The organism is Nocardia sp. NPDC055321 (assembly GCF_053645575.1).
On record NZ_JBSHMS010000004.1, the window covers coordinates 438676 to 456625 of the forward strand.

Consider the following 17950-nt stretch of genomic DNA (forward strand, 5'->3'; position numbering starts at 1 on the left):
AGATCGAACGCTACTTTGCATTCGCAACCGGGACAATCGCGTAATGCGCACGAAAAGCGGATAACACGAGGGTAATACGAGTGTAAGGTGACGGTCCGGTTCAGCCCCCTACGCACGAGGCCGCGCTTGTGTTGCAATAGGAAGGGCGGTTTCGACGAGCTTTCCCGACGGGCTCCCCCCGGGTGCGGTACGGCGGTGCCGAGCGTCTCCGCCAGCGGCCGCAACTGATGAAGGAGGTGTCCCGATGCCCGGAGGACGACTCACCCCGGACGACCGTCGGCGTATCGCAACGGGTTTGACGCAGGGGCTCGGCTACGCGGAGATCGCGCGCCGGCTCGGCCGCCCCACCTCCACGGTCAGCCGGGAGGTGACGCGCAACGGCGGGCCGGGCCACTATCGCGCCGATCTGGCGCACGCCGCCACCGTCGTGCGTTCCCGCCGCCGCGTGATCCGCCCCAAGCCGGTCGACAAGCCGGGCGGCGCCGACGAATACGGCCGCGATCCGGACGTGGTCGCGGATTTCAGGGATCGTTTCGCCGAGCTGTTCGTCCGCTCGGGAATTCCCAAAATGGCTGCCGCCGTGCTGGCCTGCCTCTACGCGGCGGACTCGGGCAGCGTCACCGCCGCCGAGCTGGTCCGCCGGCTCCGGGTGAGCCCCGCGACGATCTCCGCCGCGGTCGGCGATCTCGAAGGCCGCGAACTCATTCGCCGCGAACGTGACCCCGGCTCCCGTCGCGATCGCTACGTCATCGACGAATCCGGCTGGTACCGAACCACTCTCGCCGCGGTGCGGGCCAACGAGCAGCTCGCCGCGACCGCGCGGGCCGGGGCGGGGACGCTGGGCGCGGAGACGCCGGCCGGATCCAGGCTGCTCGGTATGGGGGAGTACCTGGAGAAGGTCGGGCTGGACATCACCCGCGCGGCCGAACGCTGGCGGGTCGAACTCACCCGCTGAATCACGCGTATGCCCTCGTGGAGCGTCGGCCGATACCCCCTTCCTTTCGGCCGGCGCTCCATTTTTTCTGCCCGAGCTCCAAGTCGCGCGCGTCGGCCATAGACATACATACGGTATGTATGTAAAAGTTGTCGGGTACCGACGCATTGGAGACGAACCATGGCAACCAGTACATCCCTCGGACCCGCCCGCGAGATCGACCTGCCCGGCGGCCGGATCCGCTACCACGACACCGGCGACGGGCCGCCGGTCGTATTCGTGCACGGCCTGCTCGTCAACGCCGATCTGTGGCGCAAGGTCGTGCCCGCCGTCGCGGCCGCCGGCCACCGGTGCCTGGCGCCGGACCTGCCCTTCGGATCGCACGAGATCCCGCTGCCCGATGCCGATCTCACGCCCACCGGGATCGCGGATCTGATCGCCGCCTTCCTCGAACGGCTCGACCTCACCGACGTGACGATCGTGGCCAACGACACCGGCGGCGCCATCACCCAGGTGCTGCTGACGCGTGATCGCTCACGGATCGGCCGGGTCGTGCTGGCCGCGGTGGACACCTACGCCAACTTCCCGCCGCAGCCGTTCAAGGGGCTGCCGTATCTGGCGCGGGTGCCCGGCTCGATCCGCCCGCTCACCGAGGCGCTGCGGTGGCGGGCGCTGCATCGGCTGCCGCTGGTGCTGGGCTGGGTATCCAAACGGCCCGTGCCGCCGGAGATCGCCGACTCCTACCTGCTGCCCAGCCGGCGTTCCGCGGGCATCCGCCGGGATCTGCGCCGGGTGCTGCGAACGCTGAACAAGAGCTACACCCTGGCCGCGGCGTCCCGCTTCGCGGAGGTGAAGCTGCCGGTGCTGCTGGTCTGGGCACGCGAGGACAAGCTCTTCCCGCGCGCCGACGCCGAACGCCTGGTCCGCGACCTGCCCGATGCCACCCTCACGGTGATCGACGACTCCTACACCTTCCTGCCCGAGGACCAGCCCGAGTTGCTCACCAGGTCGATTCTGGAGTTCACTCGGCTGCATGCCACGTCGTAGCCAGGAGGATCGCTCGCGCGCCACCCGGGCCGCGCTCGAGGAGGCCGGTCGCCGGCTCTTCACCGAGCGCGGCTTCGCGCATACCTCGGGCGCGGATCTGGTCGCGGCCGCCGGCGTCACCCGGGGTGCGCTGCACCATCACTACGGGGACAAGCGCGGATTGTTCCTGGCGGTGCTGGAGCAGATCGAGACCGAGGCCATGGCCGAGATCGAAACCGCCATGGCGGCGGGCGATCCCGCGGACGTACTGGGCGGCATGGCGGTCGGCGTCGGCCTGTTCATGGAGATCTGCACCCGGCCCGCCATGGTGCGGATAGCGCTCATCGACGCCCCGACCGTGCTCGGCTGGCAGGGCTGGCGCGAGTTCGAGAACGCGCACGGGCTCGGGCTGATCACCACCCAGCTCGAACGCGCCCGGGAGACCGGGCTCGTCGGCGACGTGCCCGTGCAGGTGCTGGCGCAACTGCTGCTCAGCGCGCTGAGCGAGGCGTCGCTGATCGTCGCCCACGCGGCCGACCCGGACACCGCGCGGGCGCAGGCCCAGCACTCGATCATGCTGTTGATCGCGGGAATCCTGCGCACCTGACCGCGGCGGGTCAGCTCCGCGCGTGCTTGCTCAGGAACTCGTGCGCGGCGTCGAACACCGCGGCCGGAGCTTCCAATTGTGGCCAATGGCCGATGTTCTCGAGACTCACCACGTCCGGATTCGGGATCACCTCGCGGTAGCGCGCGGCCATGTGCGCCCCCGAATTGGGATCGAGCGGGCCGTTGATCAGCCGCAGCGGGGCCTCGGTCGCCAGCAGCGCCGAGACCCAGCGATCGCGGAATCGCTTGCGCTCGGCGATGAATCGGCCGACCAGGTGCGAGACGAAGCGCCCGCGGTTGTAGTACAGCACCTGCAGCAGAGTCCGCATGTCGTCGTCGGTGGGCTTGGTGTCCGGGCCGAACATCTCGCGGGTCGCCGCGGTGACGATGGAGTCGGTCATGAGCGGGCCGAGGACGTAACCCAGTGGTGAGGTGAGCAGTCGCTGCACCAATCGGGGGCGGTAGACCTCGACGAACAGTCCGCCGTTGAGGAAGACCACCGCGTCGAGGGCCGGTACCGGGGCCTGCTCGGTGCGCCGGGCCAGAAGTTCCTGCGCCACACTGACTCCCAGGTCGTGCGCCAGCAGCAGGGTGTGGTCCACGCCCAGGTGCGCGAGCAGGGCGTCGTGCATGTCGGCGTGTTCCAGGACGCTGTACTCGTGCCGAATCGGCTTGTCCGAGAAACCCATTCCCAGCATGTCCGGTGCGATGACGTCGTAGTGCGCGGTCAGCTCCGGCCAGATGCGGTGCCAGTCGTAGGAGTTGTACGGGTAGCCGTGCACCAGGAGCAGGGTGGGACCGCTGCCCTCCCGGATGTAGAAGATCCGGTGACCGTCGTGCTCGAAATACGCGCCGCGCTCGATCCAGTCCACGAGTTCGGGTCTCATACGCGATCTCCTGCCGCACTGCGAAGTGTCGAATGCCCCGATCCTGCCCGATGCGAGGTCGGCACCGCGAGAGCACGGGTGCCCGCCGCCCACTTTCAATCAGTGATTGAACCGTCGATTGAAACGTGTTCTACTAACCGGGTGGTGCGAGTGAACGATGATCTGTCCACGCGGCAGAAACTGCTGGCCGTCGCCGAGCGGCTGCTGCTGGAATCCGGCTACGACGCGGTGTCCGTGCGGGCGGTGAACGCCGCCGCGGGCATGAATCCGGCCTCGGTGCACTACCACTTCGGCTCCAAGGAGGCGCTGGTCGCGGCCCTGCTCGAGGACCGGCTCGCGCCGATCTGGCGGCAGCAGCTCGACGCGGTGAGCGAACGCCGGGCGCGCGGCTGGATGCCCGCGATCGCGGAACTGGTGGACGTGGTGGTGGACCCGTTGGCCGAACTCGCCACCGATCCGGTCGGGCGGCTGCGGCTGCATCTGCTGGCGCGGGTGGTGCTCGGCGGTCGCGAACAGGCGTGGAGCGCCAAATGGTTCGCGCTCGAACCGTGGGCCGACCTGCTCTGCGCCGTCCGCCCCGAACTCTCCGAACGCGCCGCCGCGGGGCGCTGGGGCCTGGCCTTCACGCTGGTCCTCGAGTACTTCGGCGATCCGCTCTCGGTCGCGCCGCGCACCCGCCAGGTTCCCGTGGACACCTTGAAATCCTTTGTAGTGGCAGGACTTACACACTGATGACAGAGCTCTTCGCACCCGCCCGGCTGGGCCCGGTGCTGCTGCCCAACCGCATCATCAAGGCCGCGACCTTCGAGGGCGCCACCCCGCACGCGCTGGTCACCCCCGAACTCATCGACTTCCACGTCCGGCACGCGCGCGGCGGCGTCGGCATGACCACGGTCGCCTACTGCGCGGTGCTCCCGGAGGGCCGCACGGACCGGCATCAGATCTGGATGCGGCCCGAAGCCGTTGCGGGCCTGCGGGAATTGACCGACGCCGTCCACGAGGCGGGGGCCGCGGTGTCGGCGCAGCTCGGTCACGCCGGGCCGGTCGCCAATGCCGCCTCGAATCGCCTGCCCGCCTACGCGCCGCACCGCATCCCGAGTCCGCTCGGGATGCGCCTGATGCGCCGCGCCGACGCCGCCGACCTGCGGCGGGTGGTCGCGGCCCACGCGGACGCGGCGCTGCTGGCGATCGAGGCCGGATTCGACGCGGTGGAAATACATTTCGGGCACAACTACCTGGTGAGCTCGTTCCTGAGTCCGCGCCTGAATCGCCGGCGCGACGAGTACGGCGGGTCCATCGCCAATCGGGCGCGGCTCGCGCTGGATATCGCCCGCGCGGTGCGGGACGCGGTCGGTGATCGCATCGCGGTGACCGCCAAGCTCGGGATGGACGACGGCGTGCCCGGCGGCTTCGGCCTCGACGACGCCGTGCAGGTGGCGCAGTGGCTCGAGGCGGACGGCAGCGTCGACGCCCTGGAGCTGACCGCGGGCAGTTCCCTGCTCAACCCCATGTACATCTTCACCGGCGAGGCGCCGCGCCGGGAGTTCGCGGCCGCCTTCCCGCCGCCGATGAGCTGGGGTCTGCGTCTGGCGGGCAGGCAGTTCCTGCGCGAGTACCCCTTCCGGGAGGCGTACCTGCTGGACCGCGCCCGCCGCGTACGGGCCGAGACCCGGCTCCCGCTCATCCTGCTCGGCGGCATCACGCGCCGCGAGACGATGGAAAGTGCTCTCGCCGAGGGCTTCTCGTTCGTGGCGATGGCCCGCGCCCTGCTGCGCGAGCCCGATCTCCCCGCCCGCCTGCGCGCCGAGCCGGGAACCCCGTCCCTGTGCATCCACTGCAACAAATGCATGCCGACCATCTATTCGGGCACCCATTGTTTTCTGGCGGCCCAGCCCTGATGGCGACGGCCGGGCGGGCGGGGGATCGGGAACGGCGATAGATTGGCTCGTTCCGGTTTCCTACGCGAAAGGGGTCACTCCCATGTCGATCGCCGCCAACAAGGTCGTGTCCATCGAGTACACCCTGACCGATGACGAGGGCGAGGTCATCGACACGTCCGTCGGGGACGCGCCCCTGGAGTACCTGCACGGCGCGGAGAACATCGTGCCCGGACTCGAGCGCGCGCTCGAGGGCAAGGCCAGCGGGGACGAGGTGAAGGTCGTCGTGGAGCCGGAGGACGGCTACGGGGAGTACCTGGCCGAGCTGGTGAGCACCGTGGACCGTAGCGCCATCGAGGGCGTGGACGAGATCGAGGTCGGCATGGAACTCGCCGCCGAGTCGCCGGACGGGGAGATGGAGATACTCACCGTGCGCGAGGTGTCCGGTGACGAGGTGACCCTCGACGCGAACCACCCGCTGGCCGGCCAGCGCCTGACCTTCCAGGTCCGCGTGGTCGACATCCGCGACGCCAGCGCCGACGAGCTCGCCCACGGCCACCCGCACGGGGACGACGACCACCACCACTGATCGATCCGGGCAGCCCGGCGGGATGGCCGGGATGCCGAACGCGTCCTCCGGCGGGCCCCGCGTCTCGAAGGCGGGCGCGTCTCAGAGGCGGCGGGCGCGCGCCAGCCACGCGGACAGATCCACCCGGCCGTCGCGCTGTTCCAGGTGTGCGGCGGCCTCGGCGACCCCGGGCGTGACCCGGCCGCGATAACGCGCGGGACTGAGGTCCTCCAATTCCCAGCCCGCGCCGAAGGATTCGCGGATGACCGCCGCGCCGATGCGCGGGCCGAAGCCCGGTTCGGCGTCCGAGAGCGCGAGGACGTGCACCAGCCCGCCCGGTCGGCACACGGCGTGCAGGGCGGCCACGTATTCCGCCCGCGCCTCGGGCTCGGTGCCGAACACGTGGAACAGCGCGCTGTCGACGACGGTGTCGAACACCCCTGCCTCCCCGGCCTCGCCGCCCAGGCGCAACGCGTCGGCGACCTCGAAACGCGCCCCGGGCACGCCCTGTTCGGCCGCGTTGCGCCGGGCCCATTCCACCGCGCTCGGTGCGAGGTCGATGCCGAGCGCGTCGTATCCGAGCCGGGTCAGCAGGATGGTGTGCTCCCCGGCCCCGGTCCCCGGGTCGAGCACCCTGCCCTTGATCAGCCCCGTCCGCTCCAGCTCGACGATCGCGGGCTGCGGTTCGCCGATGATCCACGGCGCGGTGTCGGTGTCGTACGCGGAGTTCCAGAATTCGGCAGAACGAGTCATGGCTCCACCATCGCCCCTGAACCACGGTTGAGGTCAACCCCCGCGGGTCAGAGCGGGCCGAAGAAGCCGATCACCCGCGCGATGCGTCCCTCGGCGTCCACCTCGACGAGATCCAGGCTGTTCGGCAGGCGCGTGCCGTCGGCTTCGACCACGCGCCAGGCGAACCGGGCGAATCCGTGGTGTTCGTCGACCCGGCTCGTGCGGATGACGATCGCGCCCGGCCGGTGCGCCAGGATCGAATCGATATGGGCCAGCAGCTCTTCGATGCCGGTGACGTGCACCCGGGGGTCGGTGTAGGTGCCGCCCGCGGCCCACACCGTCTCCAATATCTTGCGCCGCCGCGCCGGGTCCGGGTCGCTCCACGCGGTGCAGTAGTCGTCCACCAGCTGTTCGAGAGTTGAAGAGGGCTCGCTCATTTCGACATCCTCACGATACTCGACGGTTCCCCTCCCAGTGTCCCACTCGCGCCTTGACCTGAACATATATTCAGGTTTTAGGTTCGTGATCAGCACCTGCGGAACCCGAAGGAGAGTGTCATGACCACGCCCCAACTCACCGACGCCGAACTGGCCGGCCAGCCCGCCGCCTACTGGACCGGCATCGCCTACGAGGCCCTCATCGCCTTCACCCGCGCCCGGCTGGCCGAACGCGGCCTCACCCAGCCCCAGTACTGGCTCCTGCGCAACCTCTCGAAGCACGACCTCTGGCCGGACGGCGCCGGCCGCACCGTCCCCGAACTGCGCCGGGCGATGAGCGCCTACCTCCGCGCCGAAGACGACCTCGAGGCCGACTCAGCGGTCCTGCTCGACCGCGGCCTGCTGACGCGCGACGCGGATCGGCGCCTCTGGATAACCGAGTCCGGCGATCGGGCCCGGGCCGACATCAGCGCCCACGCCCCGGCCGTCCGCGCGGCGATCCACGAGGGCATCGACGACGCCGATTACGTTGCCGCGCTGAAGGTCCTGCACCGCATGATCCGCAACGCCGGCGGCACCGTCTGATCCGCCCCGGCGGCCGGCACCCCGGTCGCCGGCGCGGCCGCGCGAATTGCTCAGGCGGGGAACAGGATCTTGGCCAGCAGCCCGGTCAGCGTCGCGCGCTCGGCGGGGGAGAGCGCGGCGAAGGTCTCGTCCAGGAAGGCCGGAACCGACCGCTCGGCGACGGCGAGGGCGCGGCGGCCCGGGTCGGTGATCGTCACGGCGTAGGCGCGCCGATCGAACGGATCGCGTTCGCGCCGAACGTAACCGGACTGCTCCAGGCTGTCGGCGATGCCGACCATGACGCTGCGGTCTATCCGCAGCTCGGCACTCAGGGCCTGCTGGGAGGCGGGTCCGGTGGCGGCGAGCATTTTGAGCACCAGGTGCCCGCCCACCCCCAGTTCGTTGTCCGCGGCGGCGGTTTCGGCGGCCCGCGCGACCAGTGCGGAAGCGCGGCACAGTGCGATATCCGGCCGCTCCGTCACCAGTTCGGGCAGGTATGGGGTGCGCGCGGGGGTATCGGTCCTGGCCATGGTCGCAGTCTAGCCGAATGATCTGTGCGCAGATCATTTGACGGCAGACGATCTGCCCTCGTATCGTGCATATCGTCTTGATGCAGATGATTTGTTGGCAGATGAATATGAGGCATGCGATGTCGTTGCACCTGTCCGCCGATGAGGTCCTGTCCACCACCCGGGCGGTGCGTCGCCGGCTCGACCTCACCCGCCCCGTTCCGCGCGCGGTGATCGAGGAGTGCGTCGATATCGCGACCCAGGCCCCGACCGGGCGCAATCGCCAGCGCTGGCACTTTCTGGTGGTCACCGACCGGGAGCAGCGGGCCGCGGTGGCCGACATCTACCGCAGGGCGGTGCGCGTCGCCGAAGGAACGCCGCTGACCGCTCGCGACCTGGAACGCATGAACGCGCACGGTTCGTGGCCCCGGATCGCCGAGGGCGTGGACCACCTCTATCGGAACATCCATCGGGTGCCCGCCATCGTGATCCCCGCGGTCGAAGGCCGCACCGACCGCGCGTCGGTGACCGAGCAGGCCGGGACCTGGGGATCCATCCTGCCCGCGGTCTGGAGCTTCATGCTCGCCGCCCGCGCCCGCGGCCTCGGCACCGTCTGGACCACCGCGCAGGCGCCGCTGGAACGGGAGCTCGCGCGAGTGCTCGGCGTCGACCACGACCGGATCATGCTCGCGGCCTTCATCCCGCTGGCCTACACCGTCGGCACCGATTTCCGTCCCGCGCAGCGCGTTTCCCGGGCCGAGGTCCTGCACTGGAATACCTGGTGACACTCCGCGGCGCCGCGGCATCCGCCGAACGCGTTGCGCCACTGCGGCGTCCCCGGAAACCGCCTCGGAAAGCAACAATGCCCCCGACCGGAAACCGGTGGGAGCATCGCTGTCACGGCAATTCGAGGTGCAGCGTGGTGATCAGGCGGAGCGAGTGTGCCTTACGCGCATCAGCGCGAAGCCCAGTGGCAACTCGTCGCAGGCGGTGATCTCCAATCCGGCCGCGCCCAGCAGTTCCCGGAACTGCGTCGTGGTGCGTTCGCGGCCGCCGACATTGCAGAGCATGTGCAGATCCCAGGCCGGCACCAGCGACCGTGAATCATCCTCGGGCAGCAGCCTTTCGATGATGTACAGCTGCGCGTCGGCGGACATCGCCGCGGCGCAGCGGCGCAGGATCTCGTGGCACTGCGCGTCGGCCCAATCGTGCAGCACCCGCGAGAGCAGGTAGATGTCGCCTCCCGGCGGTACCTCGGTGCCGAAGAAATCACCCGCGACCAGATCGCAGCGGTCGGCGACCTCCGCCCGCTCGAAGGTGACGCGCGCACGGTCGAGCGTGCTCTCGCGTTCGAAAAGCACCGCGCGCAGTTCGGGATTCACGGTGAGCACCCGCGCGAGCAGCTCGCCGTTGCCGCCGCCCACGTCGACCACCGTGTGCGCGCCCTCGGTGTCGATCAGGTGCCCGACCCGGCCGAAGATCGCCGCACTGGCGGCCATCGCGCCGTCGAACAGCGCCGCCCGCTCGCTGTCGGCGGCGAAGTACTCGAAGTGGTGCAGCCCGAAATGCTCGTCGAACGCGGTCCGCCCGGTGCGCACCGCGAAGTCGAGCGCCCCGAACGATTCGTAGAACGCCCCGCCGTACAACCTCGCCAGCGCGTGCAGCGAATGTTCCCGTTCATTCGCCAGCAGCGCACCGGTATCGGTGAGCGCGAACCCCGGCCCGGCGGTCTCGACGACCTCGAGATCGCGCAGGTATCGCAGGAGGCGGCCGAGCGCGTCGGAGTCGGTGCCGGTCAGGGCGGCCAACTCGGGGACGGGGAGCCCGGGGGCGGCGGCGAGCCGGTCCGCGATGCCGAGTTCGGCGGTGACCGCCAGTGCCTGCGTGGTCCACGCCCCGGTCAGCAGGCGCAGCAGTCGATGGCCCGACTCGGCCGTCTCGCCGAGGTGGGTGGCGAGCACCTCCGGATGTGCTCCCTCGACATGTAATTCGAGCCGCCGGTAGGACTGTTCGCGCCCGCTCGTACCCGCGAAGTACAGAATGGTCGCGTCCTCGTGTGGGTTGTAACCGCCGCCGTCCGAGCGCAGCTTGCCGCGACCGGTCAGCAGGGCGCGCAGGCCGTTGAGCGTGATGTCGTCGATGCGGCCGGTCGCCAGTGCGAGGTGCGATTCGGCGGCCTCGGCCCGCTCGGCCGCCGCCACCTGATCGTGCTCGCCCATGAGCACGAAAACCTCGATCTCGCAAGGATGTCCGTCGGCAGCGGTGATCTCGGCCCGCACGATGCGGACCGGCAGCCGGGCGTCCCGGACGCCGTGCCGCACGGCTAGTCTGCGCCGCACCACGGTGCTGGGCCCGTCCGCGATCGGGACGAGCCCGTGCGCGGCGAACAGCTCGTCGAGTTCTGCCGCGTCCCCGGGGAAAACGAGAACCGCCGTATGGGCGAATCTGCAATGTCCCGCCACCGCAGCGTGTTCGGCCGCGCTGAGTTCGGGAAGCATTTCGGCCAGTACCGCGGCGGTGTCATGGGTTCTGACGAATCGCACAGCGGCGCCGAAGCGTTCGCTGTCGGTCGAATCCATCCGGGACGGTACTGCCAGCGAACGGGTCACACATCCTCCTGTGTCACATGCCGACGTAGTTCTCCGCGAAGAAATCCTGATGTGTTCTCGAGCCGGCCAGGCTGTGCAGCCGGGCCCGTTGCAGCTCGCGCTCGAAACCGGGATTGGGCCCGGTGGGCGGATGCAGCAGTCCGATCATCCAGTGCGAGAACTCGTGCGCCCGCCGGATCCGCGGCACGCAGTCGTCCGAATAGCGTTGCAGCGCCGAATCATCGGCCGCGCGCAACGCCGAGATCAGGGCGCGCGCCAGAGTCCGGGCGCCCAAGATCGCGAGATTGGCGCCCTTGGCGGCGGACGGGCTGATCGAGGAGGCCGCGTCGCCCACCAGGAACAGTCGCCCCTGCTGGATGGGATCGAGGATCTCCGAGCGCAGCCGGACCAGCCCCCGCTCGATGATCGGCCCTTCGCGCAGGGCCCCGTAGCGCTGTGCGCCCAGCCGGGTGGACAGCGACTCCCAGATGCGTTGCTCACTCCACTGATTCGGCTCCTCGTCCGGTGCGCACTGCAGGTAGTAGCGGGTGACCTCGGGGCTGCGCGGCATGTGGCCGGCGAAGCCGTCGGGGTGCACGCCGTAGATGACGGTGTCCGAAGAGGGCGGCGCCTCGGCCAGCAGGGCGAGCCAGGTGATGCCGTACTCGCAGGTGGATCGCGGCGTGGTCAGGGTGGCGCGGGCGAGGCCGCGCGCGCCGTCGCAGCCCGCGAGATACCGCGCGGCGAAGTGCTGTTCGCCGTCGGCGGCCGAACGCGCTCGCACCCGCGGCCGATCCCCGTCGTGGTCGAGAATCGCCTCGGCGGTCGTGTCGCAACGCAGTTCTCCACCGCGTCGCAGATATTCTGCTACCAGATCGGTGACAAGATGCTGTTGCGGATACACCGTGTGCACCTCCCGTCGTCCGAGTTGCCCGTAGGCCAGCTCGAAACGGTCGGTCGGGCTGCGGAATTCGCAGGTCTCATGGGTGCGCCCGCGCGCCCGGAGGCCGGAGTCCAGACCGTGGGCGCCCAGCACCGCGACACTGGCGGGCGCCAGGAACCCTGCCCGCGCCCGCTGCTCGATGTGCGTCCGGCTGCCCCGCTCCAGGATCACGGTGGTGACTCCGGCGGCCTGCAGGATATTGCCGAGAACCAGACCGGCCGGCCCGGCGCCGAGGATGAGGACCTCGGTCGTGTGATCGCTCCGCCCCACAGACATGGGATCGGAGCCTAGATCAACTTGTGCCGTGGAGACGTGCTGTGTCGTGCCGCGTGTCGCGGCGTGATTCCGCCCGCCTACCTGCGAAGAATCCCGACCGCACGGTTCGTGGTGCTGACCGGCGGGGCTGTTCCGGACCGGCGTCGGCAGCGGCGCAATACACTTCGAATGTTCTCGTTTCGTTCAGGCATGCGCCATGTCTCGACCCTCTCGAGAGGGGTAACGACCGAAATGATCACCACCGGATTCGCCGCCACGTTCGCGGCCGTCGTCACACTCACCGCGGGTCTGCTCGTCGCGGGCTCGGAAACCGCCGCCGCGTACGGCCCGGCCTCGTGCGCGCCGGGAGATCCGCTGCGGCCCACCGCCGAACTGTTCGGCACCTGGAACACCGACACCATCACCGACCCCGCCGATCCCCGGATGAACGACCCCCTCACCCAGTTCGAGGTGGAGGTGAACCTCACCGCCGCAATGGAACTCGGCCTCACAGTGCATTCCGAGCCCGTCGACGGCGTGTTCTGGTCGCAGGAATCGCGGGGCATCACCTACGAACCCGCCCGCCGGTTCGAGCTGGCGTGCACCGGGCGCGACAACCTGTGCTGGATCGCCGACGACCTGAAGGTGCGCTACCGGCAGGAAGCGGTGCTCGGCATCGAGTTCCTGCCCGCCGATCACGAACGCGCGGACGGCTTCCTGGTCCGGGTGCCGGGCGTGGACACGGCGCGATTCCACGACGCGCTGCTCGCCGATCCGGTGGCGCGCGAACGACTCGGCGGCGGTTCCGTCACCGAGGACGGCACGCTCATCCTGGTCGCGGATCGAGGCGATCTCGAGGTGGCGCGCTCGCTGGTCGAAAGCCTGGGCGCGCAATGGGATTCGGATGCCGTGCGGTACGGCGACCGTCAGCTCGTCACCGGCTACTGCTTCCCCGGCGTCTACTTCTGACCGTGCCGTGCGGGCCGGGGATCACCCCCGGCCCGCGAGAATGCCGTGTCCGCGTTTACTGTCCGTCCTTGCGCCGCACCATCTCCGCGATCCAGCTGGGCGCGAACGGTGAGGTGCAGTTCGGCGGGGTCGGGTAGTCCTTCAGCACTTCGAGTCGCTCACCGATGTCGATCGCGCGCGCTCGCAGCTCCGGGCACTCGATCCCGATCTGCGCCAGGCAGTGGTTCATGGACCACTGCAGGCGCTCCGGCGCGTCCTTCATCTCCGCCTCGATGACGTCGAGCAGCCCCGGGAGGTCCAGTCCCTCGGGCCGTTTCGCCACCCGCTCGACCGTGAGGGCCCAGCCCGCGCTCGCCACGATCGGGTCCGGATCGGCGAGCCAGGCCACCCGCAGGTCCTCCGCGTGCGGGCTCTTCTGCACCACGTAGCTCACCAGCCACCCGTGGACCTTGGGCGTCCGCGCCGCGCGCAGCATGGTGTCCAGTTCGTCGCGGTCGAACGCCTTCGGCCGGGAGATCAGGATGCTCAGCAGCCGCGCCGCGCTGTCGCCGGTGGCCCACAGCTCGCGGGCCAGCTCCGGCTGGGTCTTCAGGCGTTTGGCAACCGCCCGGAGCTTGGTCAGATTCACGCCGTGATCGTCACCGTGGCGTTCGTTGACCGCCCGGACCTTGGGTTCGTCGAGCGCTCGCAACTCGGCCATGAGCTCGTCCACCGTCGCCTCGGGCATCACGGGCCTCCTGTTCGTCGTGCGCGGACGGGTTCAGCCTACGAGCCACCGCCGGTGACCCGGGCCCACGCCCACCGGGACCCCGAGAATGGGGGCCTGTCCGCGCTGACGATTCGCGGTCGTCTCGATACAGTGATGCGGTTTGATCTGGATTAGGAGAAGCGCGCCCATGGGATTCCGGCCCCGCCGATTGCTGTCGCGTCCTGAAATCATCGCGGCGCTGTCGCTCTCCGGCGTACTCACTCTGGGCGCGGTCCTGGTGCCGCCCGCGACGGCCGCTCCGACCCGGCCGTGGGCCCCGCCGCCCGTGAACGAGTGCGGCGAAACCGGATTCGACCCCCTCGCCCGGCAGCCGGAGCCCGGATCGGTGCAGCCGGCGCCGGACATCAAGATCCCGGTCCCGGTGCCGCAGCTGGTCCCGGTCCAGATTCCGGGCCCGAAACCCGATGCCACCCGCATCGATTCGGTGGCGCTGCCCTCGGATCCGTGCGCCGACCCGTGTCCGGATGTCCGATCCGATGCCCCCGCGAACCCGGCCGTCGACCCCGGCAGCGGGAGTGGGGCGAGTCTGCCCCGCGTGGAGATTCAGCCCGATCCCGAGCCCATCCCCATTCCGATTCCCGGCGGGGAGGGGCCCGAACCGCAGGCCCCGCCCGTCGCCGACCGGCAGCCCGACGCCCCCGCCCCCGCGGCGGCGCCGGTGGCCGCGCCGCAGGTGGAGTCCGTGCGGCTGGTCAACCAGGTCACCGGGCACGGGTCGCCCAACCGCACCGATACGCGCTGGTCGGTGGACGGCACCGATCTCGGCCTGATGTGGGAGACCCGGCCCGGCCAGGTCGCCGTCGTGTTCGGCGACACCTTCGGTGAGGGCTGGAAGCCGACCGGTGCGGGCACCGACCAGCAGGACTGGCGCAGCAACGTCATCGGCTACAGCAGCAATACGGACCTGTCCAACGGCCTGATCCTGGACGATTTCGTCCAGGACAGCCGCTGCCACGCGACCGAGATCCTGGACAGTCGCAAGATCAAGAACTTCGAGCACACCACGATCCCCACCTCGGGCTTCGCCGTCGGCGATCGCCAGTACCTCACGTACATGTCGATCAGTCGCTGGAGCAAGATTCCGGGCATGTGGTGGACCAACCACGGCGGCATCGCCTGGTCCGACGACAACGGCCGCACCTGGACCAAGTCGCAATGGGCGCGCTGGGACAACCTGTTCGGCGCGGGCCGCTTCCAGGTGGCGACGATGGTGCCGCACGGCGACTACGTCTACATGTTCGGCACGCCGAACGGCCGCTTCGGCACGATCGGCCTCGGCCGGGTCCCCGCGGATCAGGTACTGAACAAGTCCGCCTACCAGTACTGGATCGGCGACACCTGGGTCGCGGCCGACGGCGCGAACGAGTTGCTCGCCACCCCACTGGTTTCCGGCACCGCCAGCGAGCTCTCCATCCGCTACGACCGCGAGTCCGCGCAATGGCAGATGGTCTACCTGGACTCGGCGACCCAGCACATAGTCCTGCGCACCGCCGCCGAGCCCCAGGGTGCCTGGTCGAACCCGGTCCCCCTGCTGAGCACCGAGGACTACCCGACCGCCTACGGCGGCTTCCTGCACCCCTGGTCGACCGCGAAGGACCTCTACTTCACGATGTCCGCTTGGAACAGCTATAACGTCTACCTGATGCACGCGACCCTGAAGTGACAAGAGGGGCCCACGCGGCCACGGAGCTATCCCGTTGCGGTGATGAAGATTTCGTGGAGGAATCGCGCTGATTCGCCGCGGTGGGTGGATTCGACCGGCCAGGTCTCGTCATGATCGGCGGGTGAGCGCGAAGGCCGTCCCCGAGTCCCGGACCCGACCATCGGGGCCGCGCGGGATCGTCGAGGGCGCGGGGTGGTGGTCGGCGTATGCCGCTCTGCTGGTGTCGATTCCGATAGCGGACTACCTGTTCGTGCGCGGCGACGTTCGCTCGTTTCCCCTGGTGGGGAAGCCGTTCACCGCGGCGGTGGCGATAGGGCTGGCGGCTGGTGCGGTGACAGCGGTCTGGCACGCGGCCCGGCGCATCGAGTCGCTGGCACTGAAACTGTTCGTCGCGCTGATACTTTCCTTCGTCGCCGTGGTCGCGGGTGTTGCCGCATCCAGCACCTCGCTGGCGGATCCGCGCGTCAACTTCGTCATACAGAAGCCCAGATTCGTGATGCTGACCGCGATGCTGGATCGCGGCGACTTCCGGGACACCAGGGGCTATTACGGTGACCTTCTCCCACCCCACCTCGCGTCGCTCTCGATCACCGGTCAGGTTTCGGGCCGTGTATGCCAGGACCAACGGCTGTACTTCATCCCGCAATGGGTGGGGATACCCGACGATGCCGGCGGCTACCTATACATTCCGGGCACGCTGGATCGGAACCGCCCGTGCATGGTGGATCTCTACGGTCGCTCGGTCGACGTCAACGACGCCAGGGCAATCGGCGAGGGGTGGTGGTGGATCTAGTCCGTCTCAGCGGACCGGTGGGAGTTGCCGCGGTGCAGTAGTTTTCGGACCGCGTAGGCCAGTGCGCCGAGAGCGACCACCGCGGTGCCGGACAGGACCGCGGGGGTGGGAAGGGTGCAGGCCAGGACCAGGCAGCCCAGGAGACCGAGGGCGGGAACCGCTCTGGGCGGGCGGTTCTCGGCGCGGGTGAGGGTCCAGGCGGCGGCGTTGGCCACGGCGTAGTAGAGGAGGACGCCGAAACTCGAGAAGCCGATCGCGGTGCGGAGGTCGACGGTCGCGGCGGCCACGGCTACCAGCAGGCCCACCGCCAGCTCGGCCCGGTGGGGGACCGCGAACCGGGGGTGGACCGCGGCCAGGGAATGGGGGAGGAAGCGGTCGCGGGCCATGGCCAGGGTCGTGCGGGAGACTCCGAGGATCAGGGCCAGGAGGGTGCCGAGGGCGGCCAGGACCGCGCCGGCCCGCACGACCGGGGCCAGCCAGGACGCGCCCGCGGCGTGCACCACGTCGGTCAGTGGGGCGGTCGCGGCCGAAAGGCCCTGCGGGCCCAGCACACTCAGGGCGGCGACGATCACCGAGGTGTACACCCCCAGCGTGATGCCCAGGGCCAGGGGCACGGCCCGGGGGATCGTGCGCGCGGGATCGCGAACCTCCTCGCCGAGCGTGGCTATGCGGGCGTATCCCGCGAAGGCGAAGAACAGCAGACCCGCCGCCTGTAGAACGCCGAGGAGGGTCGTGCCGGAACCGGCCGTCGGACGTTCGGGGTCCACCGCGCCGGCGGCGAACGCCGTCACCACCACCGCGGCCAGGACCGCCAGCACGACCGCCACGATGACCCGGGCCGCCAGCGCCGACTTCTCGACTCCGCGATAGTTCAGCGCCGTCAGCGCGAGCACCGCGGCGACCGCGACCTGGTGCGCGTGGTCCGGCCAGGCGTAGGCGCCGACCGTCAGGGCCATCGCCGCGCAGGACGCGGTCTTGCCGACCACGAAACACCAGCCGGCCAGGTATCCCCAGAACTCGCCGAGCCGCTCGCGCCCGTACACGTACGCCCCGCCCGAGACCGGATACCGCGCCGCCAGCCGCGCCGACGAGGTGGCGTTGCAGTACGCCACCACCGCCGCGATCGCGAGCCCGAGCAGCAGCCCCGAGCCCGCGGCCCGCGCCGCGGGCCCCAGCGCGGCGAAGATGCCCGCCCCGATCATCGAGCCGAGTCCGATGACGACCGCGTCGGTCAGGCCGAGGCTGCGGCGCAGTTCGCCGCGCGCGGGCGGCGGTGCGGTACCGGGAACCATGTCACGAGTCTCGCCGACTCCGGCCAACCATGCGCGACGAGTCGGGCCCCCGCCCGGGATGTCCCGGTCGGGGGCCCGTTCGCAGACTGTCCGCTAGGGCGTGAGCCGCACGGTCCACAGACCGTTGCAACCCGGCATCGCCCGCCAGTGCGGATCCCAGAACCAGGTCTTCTCGCCCGGGGCGACGATCGTCCACGAGCCGTCCGGCGACAGCAGCGCCGCACCGCCCGGCACGTCGGTCGGCGTGACCGGCACGTCGGTGCCCACCCACATCGGGCCGATCGACGGATAGTCGAACGACACCTCCACCTCGTAGCCGAGCCGATTGTCCACCGACAGACAGGTATTGGGCTGCGCGTGCGCGGCTCCCGCCCCCGCGACAACGCCGACCGCGGCGACGGCGACCGCCGACAACGCGATCGCCGAACGTGCAATGAGTTTCACGATTCCCCCGTGCCTAGAATTGATCTCGCGTATGAAGCGAGATGTACTGCGGCGCAAGTATTCCTGACCCGCATCCGGCGTCGCAACCGAGAAT

The 17950-nt window shown here is 69.9% G+C and carries 20 protein-coding genes; 11 read left to right on the forward strand and 9 right to left on the reverse strand.

Annotated features, from left to right (window positions below):
- Positions 1–244: 244 nt before the first annotated feature.
- From ACWIGI_RS08890 to ACWIGI_RS08900, 3 genes are all read left to right on the forward strand, one after another.
- On the forward strand, positions 245–955 hold the full coding sequence (locus ACWIGI_RS08890) for a helix-turn-helix domain-containing protein (protein WP_454201771.1): 711 nt from the start codon (positions 245–247) through the stop codon (positions 953–955).
- A gap of 159 nt (positions 956–1114) precedes the next feature.
- Complete coding sequence (locus tag ACWIGI_RS08895) at positions 1115–1981, forward strand: alpha/beta fold hydrolase (protein WP_454201772.1); 867 nt, start codon at positions 1115–1117, stop codon at positions 1979–1981.
- The gene (locus tag ACWIGI_RS08900) at positions 1968–2567 is read left to right on the forward strand and encodes a TetR/AcrR family transcriptional regulator (protein WP_454201773.1); all 600 of its coding nucleotides are present in this window, start codon (positions 1968–1970) and stop codon (positions 2565–2567) included. The genes ACWIGI_RS08895 and ACWIGI_RS08900 overlap by 14 nt, the downstream gene beginning before the upstream one ends.
- A 10-nt stretch (positions 2568–2577) precedes the next feature.
- On the opposite strand, the gene ACWIGI_RS08905 is transcribed toward ACWIGI_RS08900, so the two are convergent.
- Entirely contained in the window at positions 2578–3453 is an 876-nt protein-coding gene (locus ACWIGI_RS08905; protein WP_454201774.1) for an alpha/beta fold hydrolase, read from the reverse strand.
- A 144-nt stretch (positions 3454–3597) separates the two neighbouring features.
- On the opposite strand from ACWIGI_RS08905, the gene ACWIGI_RS08910 reads away from it, so the two are divergent.
- From ACWIGI_RS08910 to ACWIGI_RS08920, 3 genes are all read left to right on the forward strand, one after another.
- On the forward strand, positions 3598–4185 hold the full coding sequence (locus ACWIGI_RS08910; protein WP_454201775.1) for a TetR/AcrR family transcriptional regulator: 588 nt from the start codon (positions 3598–3600) through the stop codon (positions 4183–4185).
- Positions 4185–5351 carry an NADH:flavin oxidoreductase gene (locus tag ACWIGI_RS08915; protein ID WP_454201776.1) on the forward strand — a complete coding sequence of 389 codons (1167 nt, stop codon included), beginning with the start codon at positions 4185–4187 and terminating at the stop codon, positions 5349–5351. Before ACWIGI_RS08910 ends, ACWIGI_RS08915 begins: the two co-directional genes overlap by 1 nt.
- Positions 5352–5433: 82 nt before the next feature.
- The gene (locus ACWIGI_RS08920; RefSeq protein WP_454201777.1) at positions 5434–5919 is read left to right on the forward strand and encodes an FKBP-type peptidyl-prolyl cis-trans isomerase; all 486 of its coding nucleotides are present in this window, start codon (positions 5434–5436) and stop codon (positions 5917–5919) included.
- 81 nt (positions 5920–6000) lie between these two features.
- On the opposite strand, the gene ACWIGI_RS08925 is transcribed toward ACWIGI_RS08920, so the two are convergent.
- Both ACWIGI_RS08925 and ACWIGI_RS08930 read right to left on the reverse strand, forming a co-directional pair.
- Positions 6001–6651: a class I SAM-dependent methyltransferase gene (locus ACWIGI_RS08925; protein WP_454201778.1), complete on the reverse strand. Its 651-nt coding sequence runs from the start codon at positions 6649–6651 to the stop codon at positions 6001–6003.
- Between the two features lie 47 nt (positions 6652–6698).
- A complete protein-coding gene (locus ACWIGI_RS08930; RefSeq protein ID WP_454201779.1) occupies positions 6699–7067 on the reverse strand; it encodes a nuclear transport factor 2 family protein in 369 nt (122 codons plus the stop codon).
- A gap of 120 nt (positions 7068–7187) precedes the next feature.
- On the opposite strand from ACWIGI_RS08930, the gene ACWIGI_RS08935 reads away from it, so the two are divergent.
- Positions 7188–7652 (forward strand): MarR family transcriptional regulator, encoded by a 465-nt coding sequence (locus tag ACWIGI_RS08935; RefSeq protein ID WP_454201780.1) that lies wholly within the window; start codon positions 7188–7190, stop codon positions 7650–7652.
- A gap of 50 nt (positions 7653–7702) precedes the next feature.
- On the opposite strand, the gene ACWIGI_RS08940 is transcribed toward ACWIGI_RS08935, so the two are convergent.
- Positions 7703–8161 carry a MarR family winged helix-turn-helix transcriptional regulator gene (locus ACWIGI_RS08940; RefSeq protein ID WP_454201781.1) on the reverse strand — a complete coding sequence of 153 codons (459 nt, stop codon included), beginning with the start codon at positions 8159–8161 and terminating at the stop codon, positions 7703–7705.
- A 119-nt stretch (positions 8162–8280) separates the two neighbouring features.
- On the opposite strand from ACWIGI_RS08940, the gene ACWIGI_RS08945 reads away from it, so the two are divergent.
- Positions 8281–8925 carry a nitroreductase family protein gene (locus ACWIGI_RS08945; RefSeq protein WP_454201782.1) on the forward strand — a complete coding sequence of 215 codons (645 nt, stop codon included), beginning with the start codon at positions 8281–8283 and terminating at the stop codon, positions 8923–8925.
- Positions 8926–9066: 141 nt separating this feature from the next.
- Here ACWIGI_RS08945 and ACWIGI_RS08950 read toward each other — a convergent pair whose 3' ends face one another.
- Positions 9067–10719 (reverse strand): methyltransferase, encoded by a 1653-nt coding sequence (locus tag ACWIGI_RS08950; protein WP_454201783.1) that lies wholly within the window; start codon positions 10717–10719, stop codon positions 9067–9069.
- 43 nt (positions 10720–10762) lie between these two features.
- Entirely contained in the window at positions 10763–11947 is a 1185-nt protein-coding gene (locus ACWIGI_RS08955) for a 4-hydroxybenzoate 3-monooxygenase (protein ID WP_454201784.1), read from the reverse strand.
- A gap of 231 nt (positions 11948–12178) precedes the next feature.
- Here ACWIGI_RS08955 and ACWIGI_RS08960 point away from each other — a divergent pair, with 231 nt between their 5' ends.
- Complete coding sequence (locus ACWIGI_RS08960; protein ID WP_454201785.1) at positions 12179–12895, forward strand: hypothetical protein; 717 nt, start codon at positions 12179–12181, stop codon at positions 12893–12895.
- 55 nt (positions 12896–12950) lie between these two features.
- On the opposite strand, the gene ACWIGI_RS08965 is transcribed toward ACWIGI_RS08960, so the two are convergent.
- Positions 12951–13622 carry a DNA alkylation repair protein gene (locus ACWIGI_RS08965; protein WP_454201786.1) on the reverse strand — a complete coding sequence of 224 codons (672 nt, stop codon included), beginning with the start codon at positions 13620–13622 and terminating at the stop codon, positions 12951–12953.
- Positions 13623–13791: 169 nt separating this feature from the next.
- On the opposite strand from ACWIGI_RS08965, the gene ACWIGI_RS08970 reads away from it, so the two are divergent.
- Together ACWIGI_RS08970 and ACWIGI_RS08975 are read left to right on the forward strand one after the other, a co-directional pair.
- Positions 13792–15327, forward strand: coding sequence for a DUF4185 domain-containing protein (locus ACWIGI_RS08970; protein WP_454201787.1), 1536 nt, complete (start codon positions 13792–13794; stop codon positions 15325–15327).
- A gap of 121 nt (positions 15328–15448) precedes the next feature.
- Positions 15449–16120, forward strand: coding sequence for a hypothetical protein (locus ACWIGI_RS08975; RefSeq protein WP_454201788.1), 672 nt, complete (start codon positions 15449–15451; stop codon positions 16118–16120).
- Here the strand turns inward: ACWIGI_RS08975 and ACWIGI_RS08980 are convergent.
- Positions 16117–17412: an APC family permease gene (locus ACWIGI_RS08980; RefSeq protein ID WP_454201789.1), complete on the reverse strand. Its 1296-nt coding sequence runs from the start codon at positions 17410–17412 to the stop codon at positions 16117–16119. The two genes, ACWIGI_RS08975 and ACWIGI_RS08980, sit on opposite strands and share 4 nt — an antisense overlap.
- Positions 17413–17505: 93 nt before the next feature.
- Positions 17506–17856 (reverse strand): hypothetical protein, encoded by a 351-nt coding sequence (locus tag ACWIGI_RS08985; RefSeq protein ID WP_454201790.1) that lies wholly within the window; start codon positions 17854–17856, stop codon positions 17506–17508.
- Between the last annotated feature and the right edge of the window lie 94 nt (positions 17857–17950).

Bases quoted from the DNA above. Each gene is read 5' to 3' on its own strand.
- ACWIGI_RS08890 (WP_454201771.1), top strand. From the start codon at position 245: ATGCCCGGAGGACGACTCACCCCGGACGACCGTCGGCGTATCGCAACG.
- ACWIGI_RS08895 (WP_454201772.1), top strand. From the start codon at position 1,115: ATGGCAACCAGTACATCCCTCGGACCCGCCCGCGAGATCGACCTGCCC.
- ACWIGI_RS08900 (WP_454201773.1), top strand. From the start codon at position 1,968: ATGCCACGTCGTAGCCAGGAGGATCGCTCGCGCGCCACCCGGGCCGCG.
- ACWIGI_RS08905 (WP_454201774.1), bottom strand. From the start codon at position 3,453: ATGAGACCCGAACTCGTGGACTGGATCGAGCGCGGCGCGTATTTCGAG.
- ACWIGI_RS08915 (WP_454201776.1), top strand. From the start codon at position 4,185: ATGACAGAGCTCTTCGCACCCGCCCGGCTGGGCCCGGTGCTGCTGCCC.
- ACWIGI_RS08920 (WP_454201777.1), top strand. From the start codon at position 5,434: ATGTCGATCGCCGCCAACAAGGTCGTGTCCATCGAGTACACCCTGACC.
- ACWIGI_RS08925 (WP_454201778.1), bottom strand. From the start codon at position 6,651: ATGACTCGTTCTGCCGAATTCTGGAACTCCGCGTACGACACCGACACC.
- ACWIGI_RS08930 (WP_454201779.1), bottom strand. From the start codon at position 7,067: ATGAGCGAGCCCTCTTCAACTCTCGAACAGCTGGTGGACGACTACTGC.
- ACWIGI_RS08935 (WP_454201780.1), top strand. From the start codon at position 7,188: ATGACCACGCCCCAACTCACCGACGCCGAACTGGCCGGCCAGCCCGCC.
- ACWIGI_RS08940 (WP_454201781.1), bottom strand. From the start codon at position 8,161: ATGGCCAGGACCGATACCCCCGCGCGCACCCCATACCTGCCCGAACTG.
- ACWIGI_RS08945 (WP_454201782.1), top strand. From the start codon at position 8,281: ATGTCGTTGCACCTGTCCGCCGATGAGGTCCTGTCCACCACCCGGGCG.
- ACWIGI_RS08950 (WP_454201783.1), bottom strand. From the start codon at position 10,719: ATGGATTCGACCGACAGCGAACGCTTCGGCGCCGCTGTGCGATTCGTC.
- ACWIGI_RS08955 (WP_454201784.1), bottom strand. From the start codon at position 11,947: ATGTCTGTGGGGCGGAGCGATCACACGACCGAGGTCCTCATCCTCGGC.
- ACWIGI_RS08960 (WP_454201785.1), top strand. From the start codon at position 12,179: ATGATCACCACCGGATTCGCCGCCACGTTCGCGGCCGTCGTCACACTC.
- ACWIGI_RS08965 (WP_454201786.1), bottom strand. From the start codon at position 13,622: ATGCCCGAGGCGACGGTGGACGAGCTCATGGCCGAGTTGCGAGCGCTC.
- ACWIGI_RS08970 (WP_454201787.1), top strand. From the start codon at position 13,792: ATGGGATTCCGGCCCCGCCGATTGCTGTCGCGTCCTGAAATCATCGCG.
- ACWIGI_RS08980 (WP_454201789.1), bottom strand. From the start codon at position 17,412: ATGGTTCCCGGTACCGCACCGCCGCCCGCGCGCGGCGAACTGCGCCGC.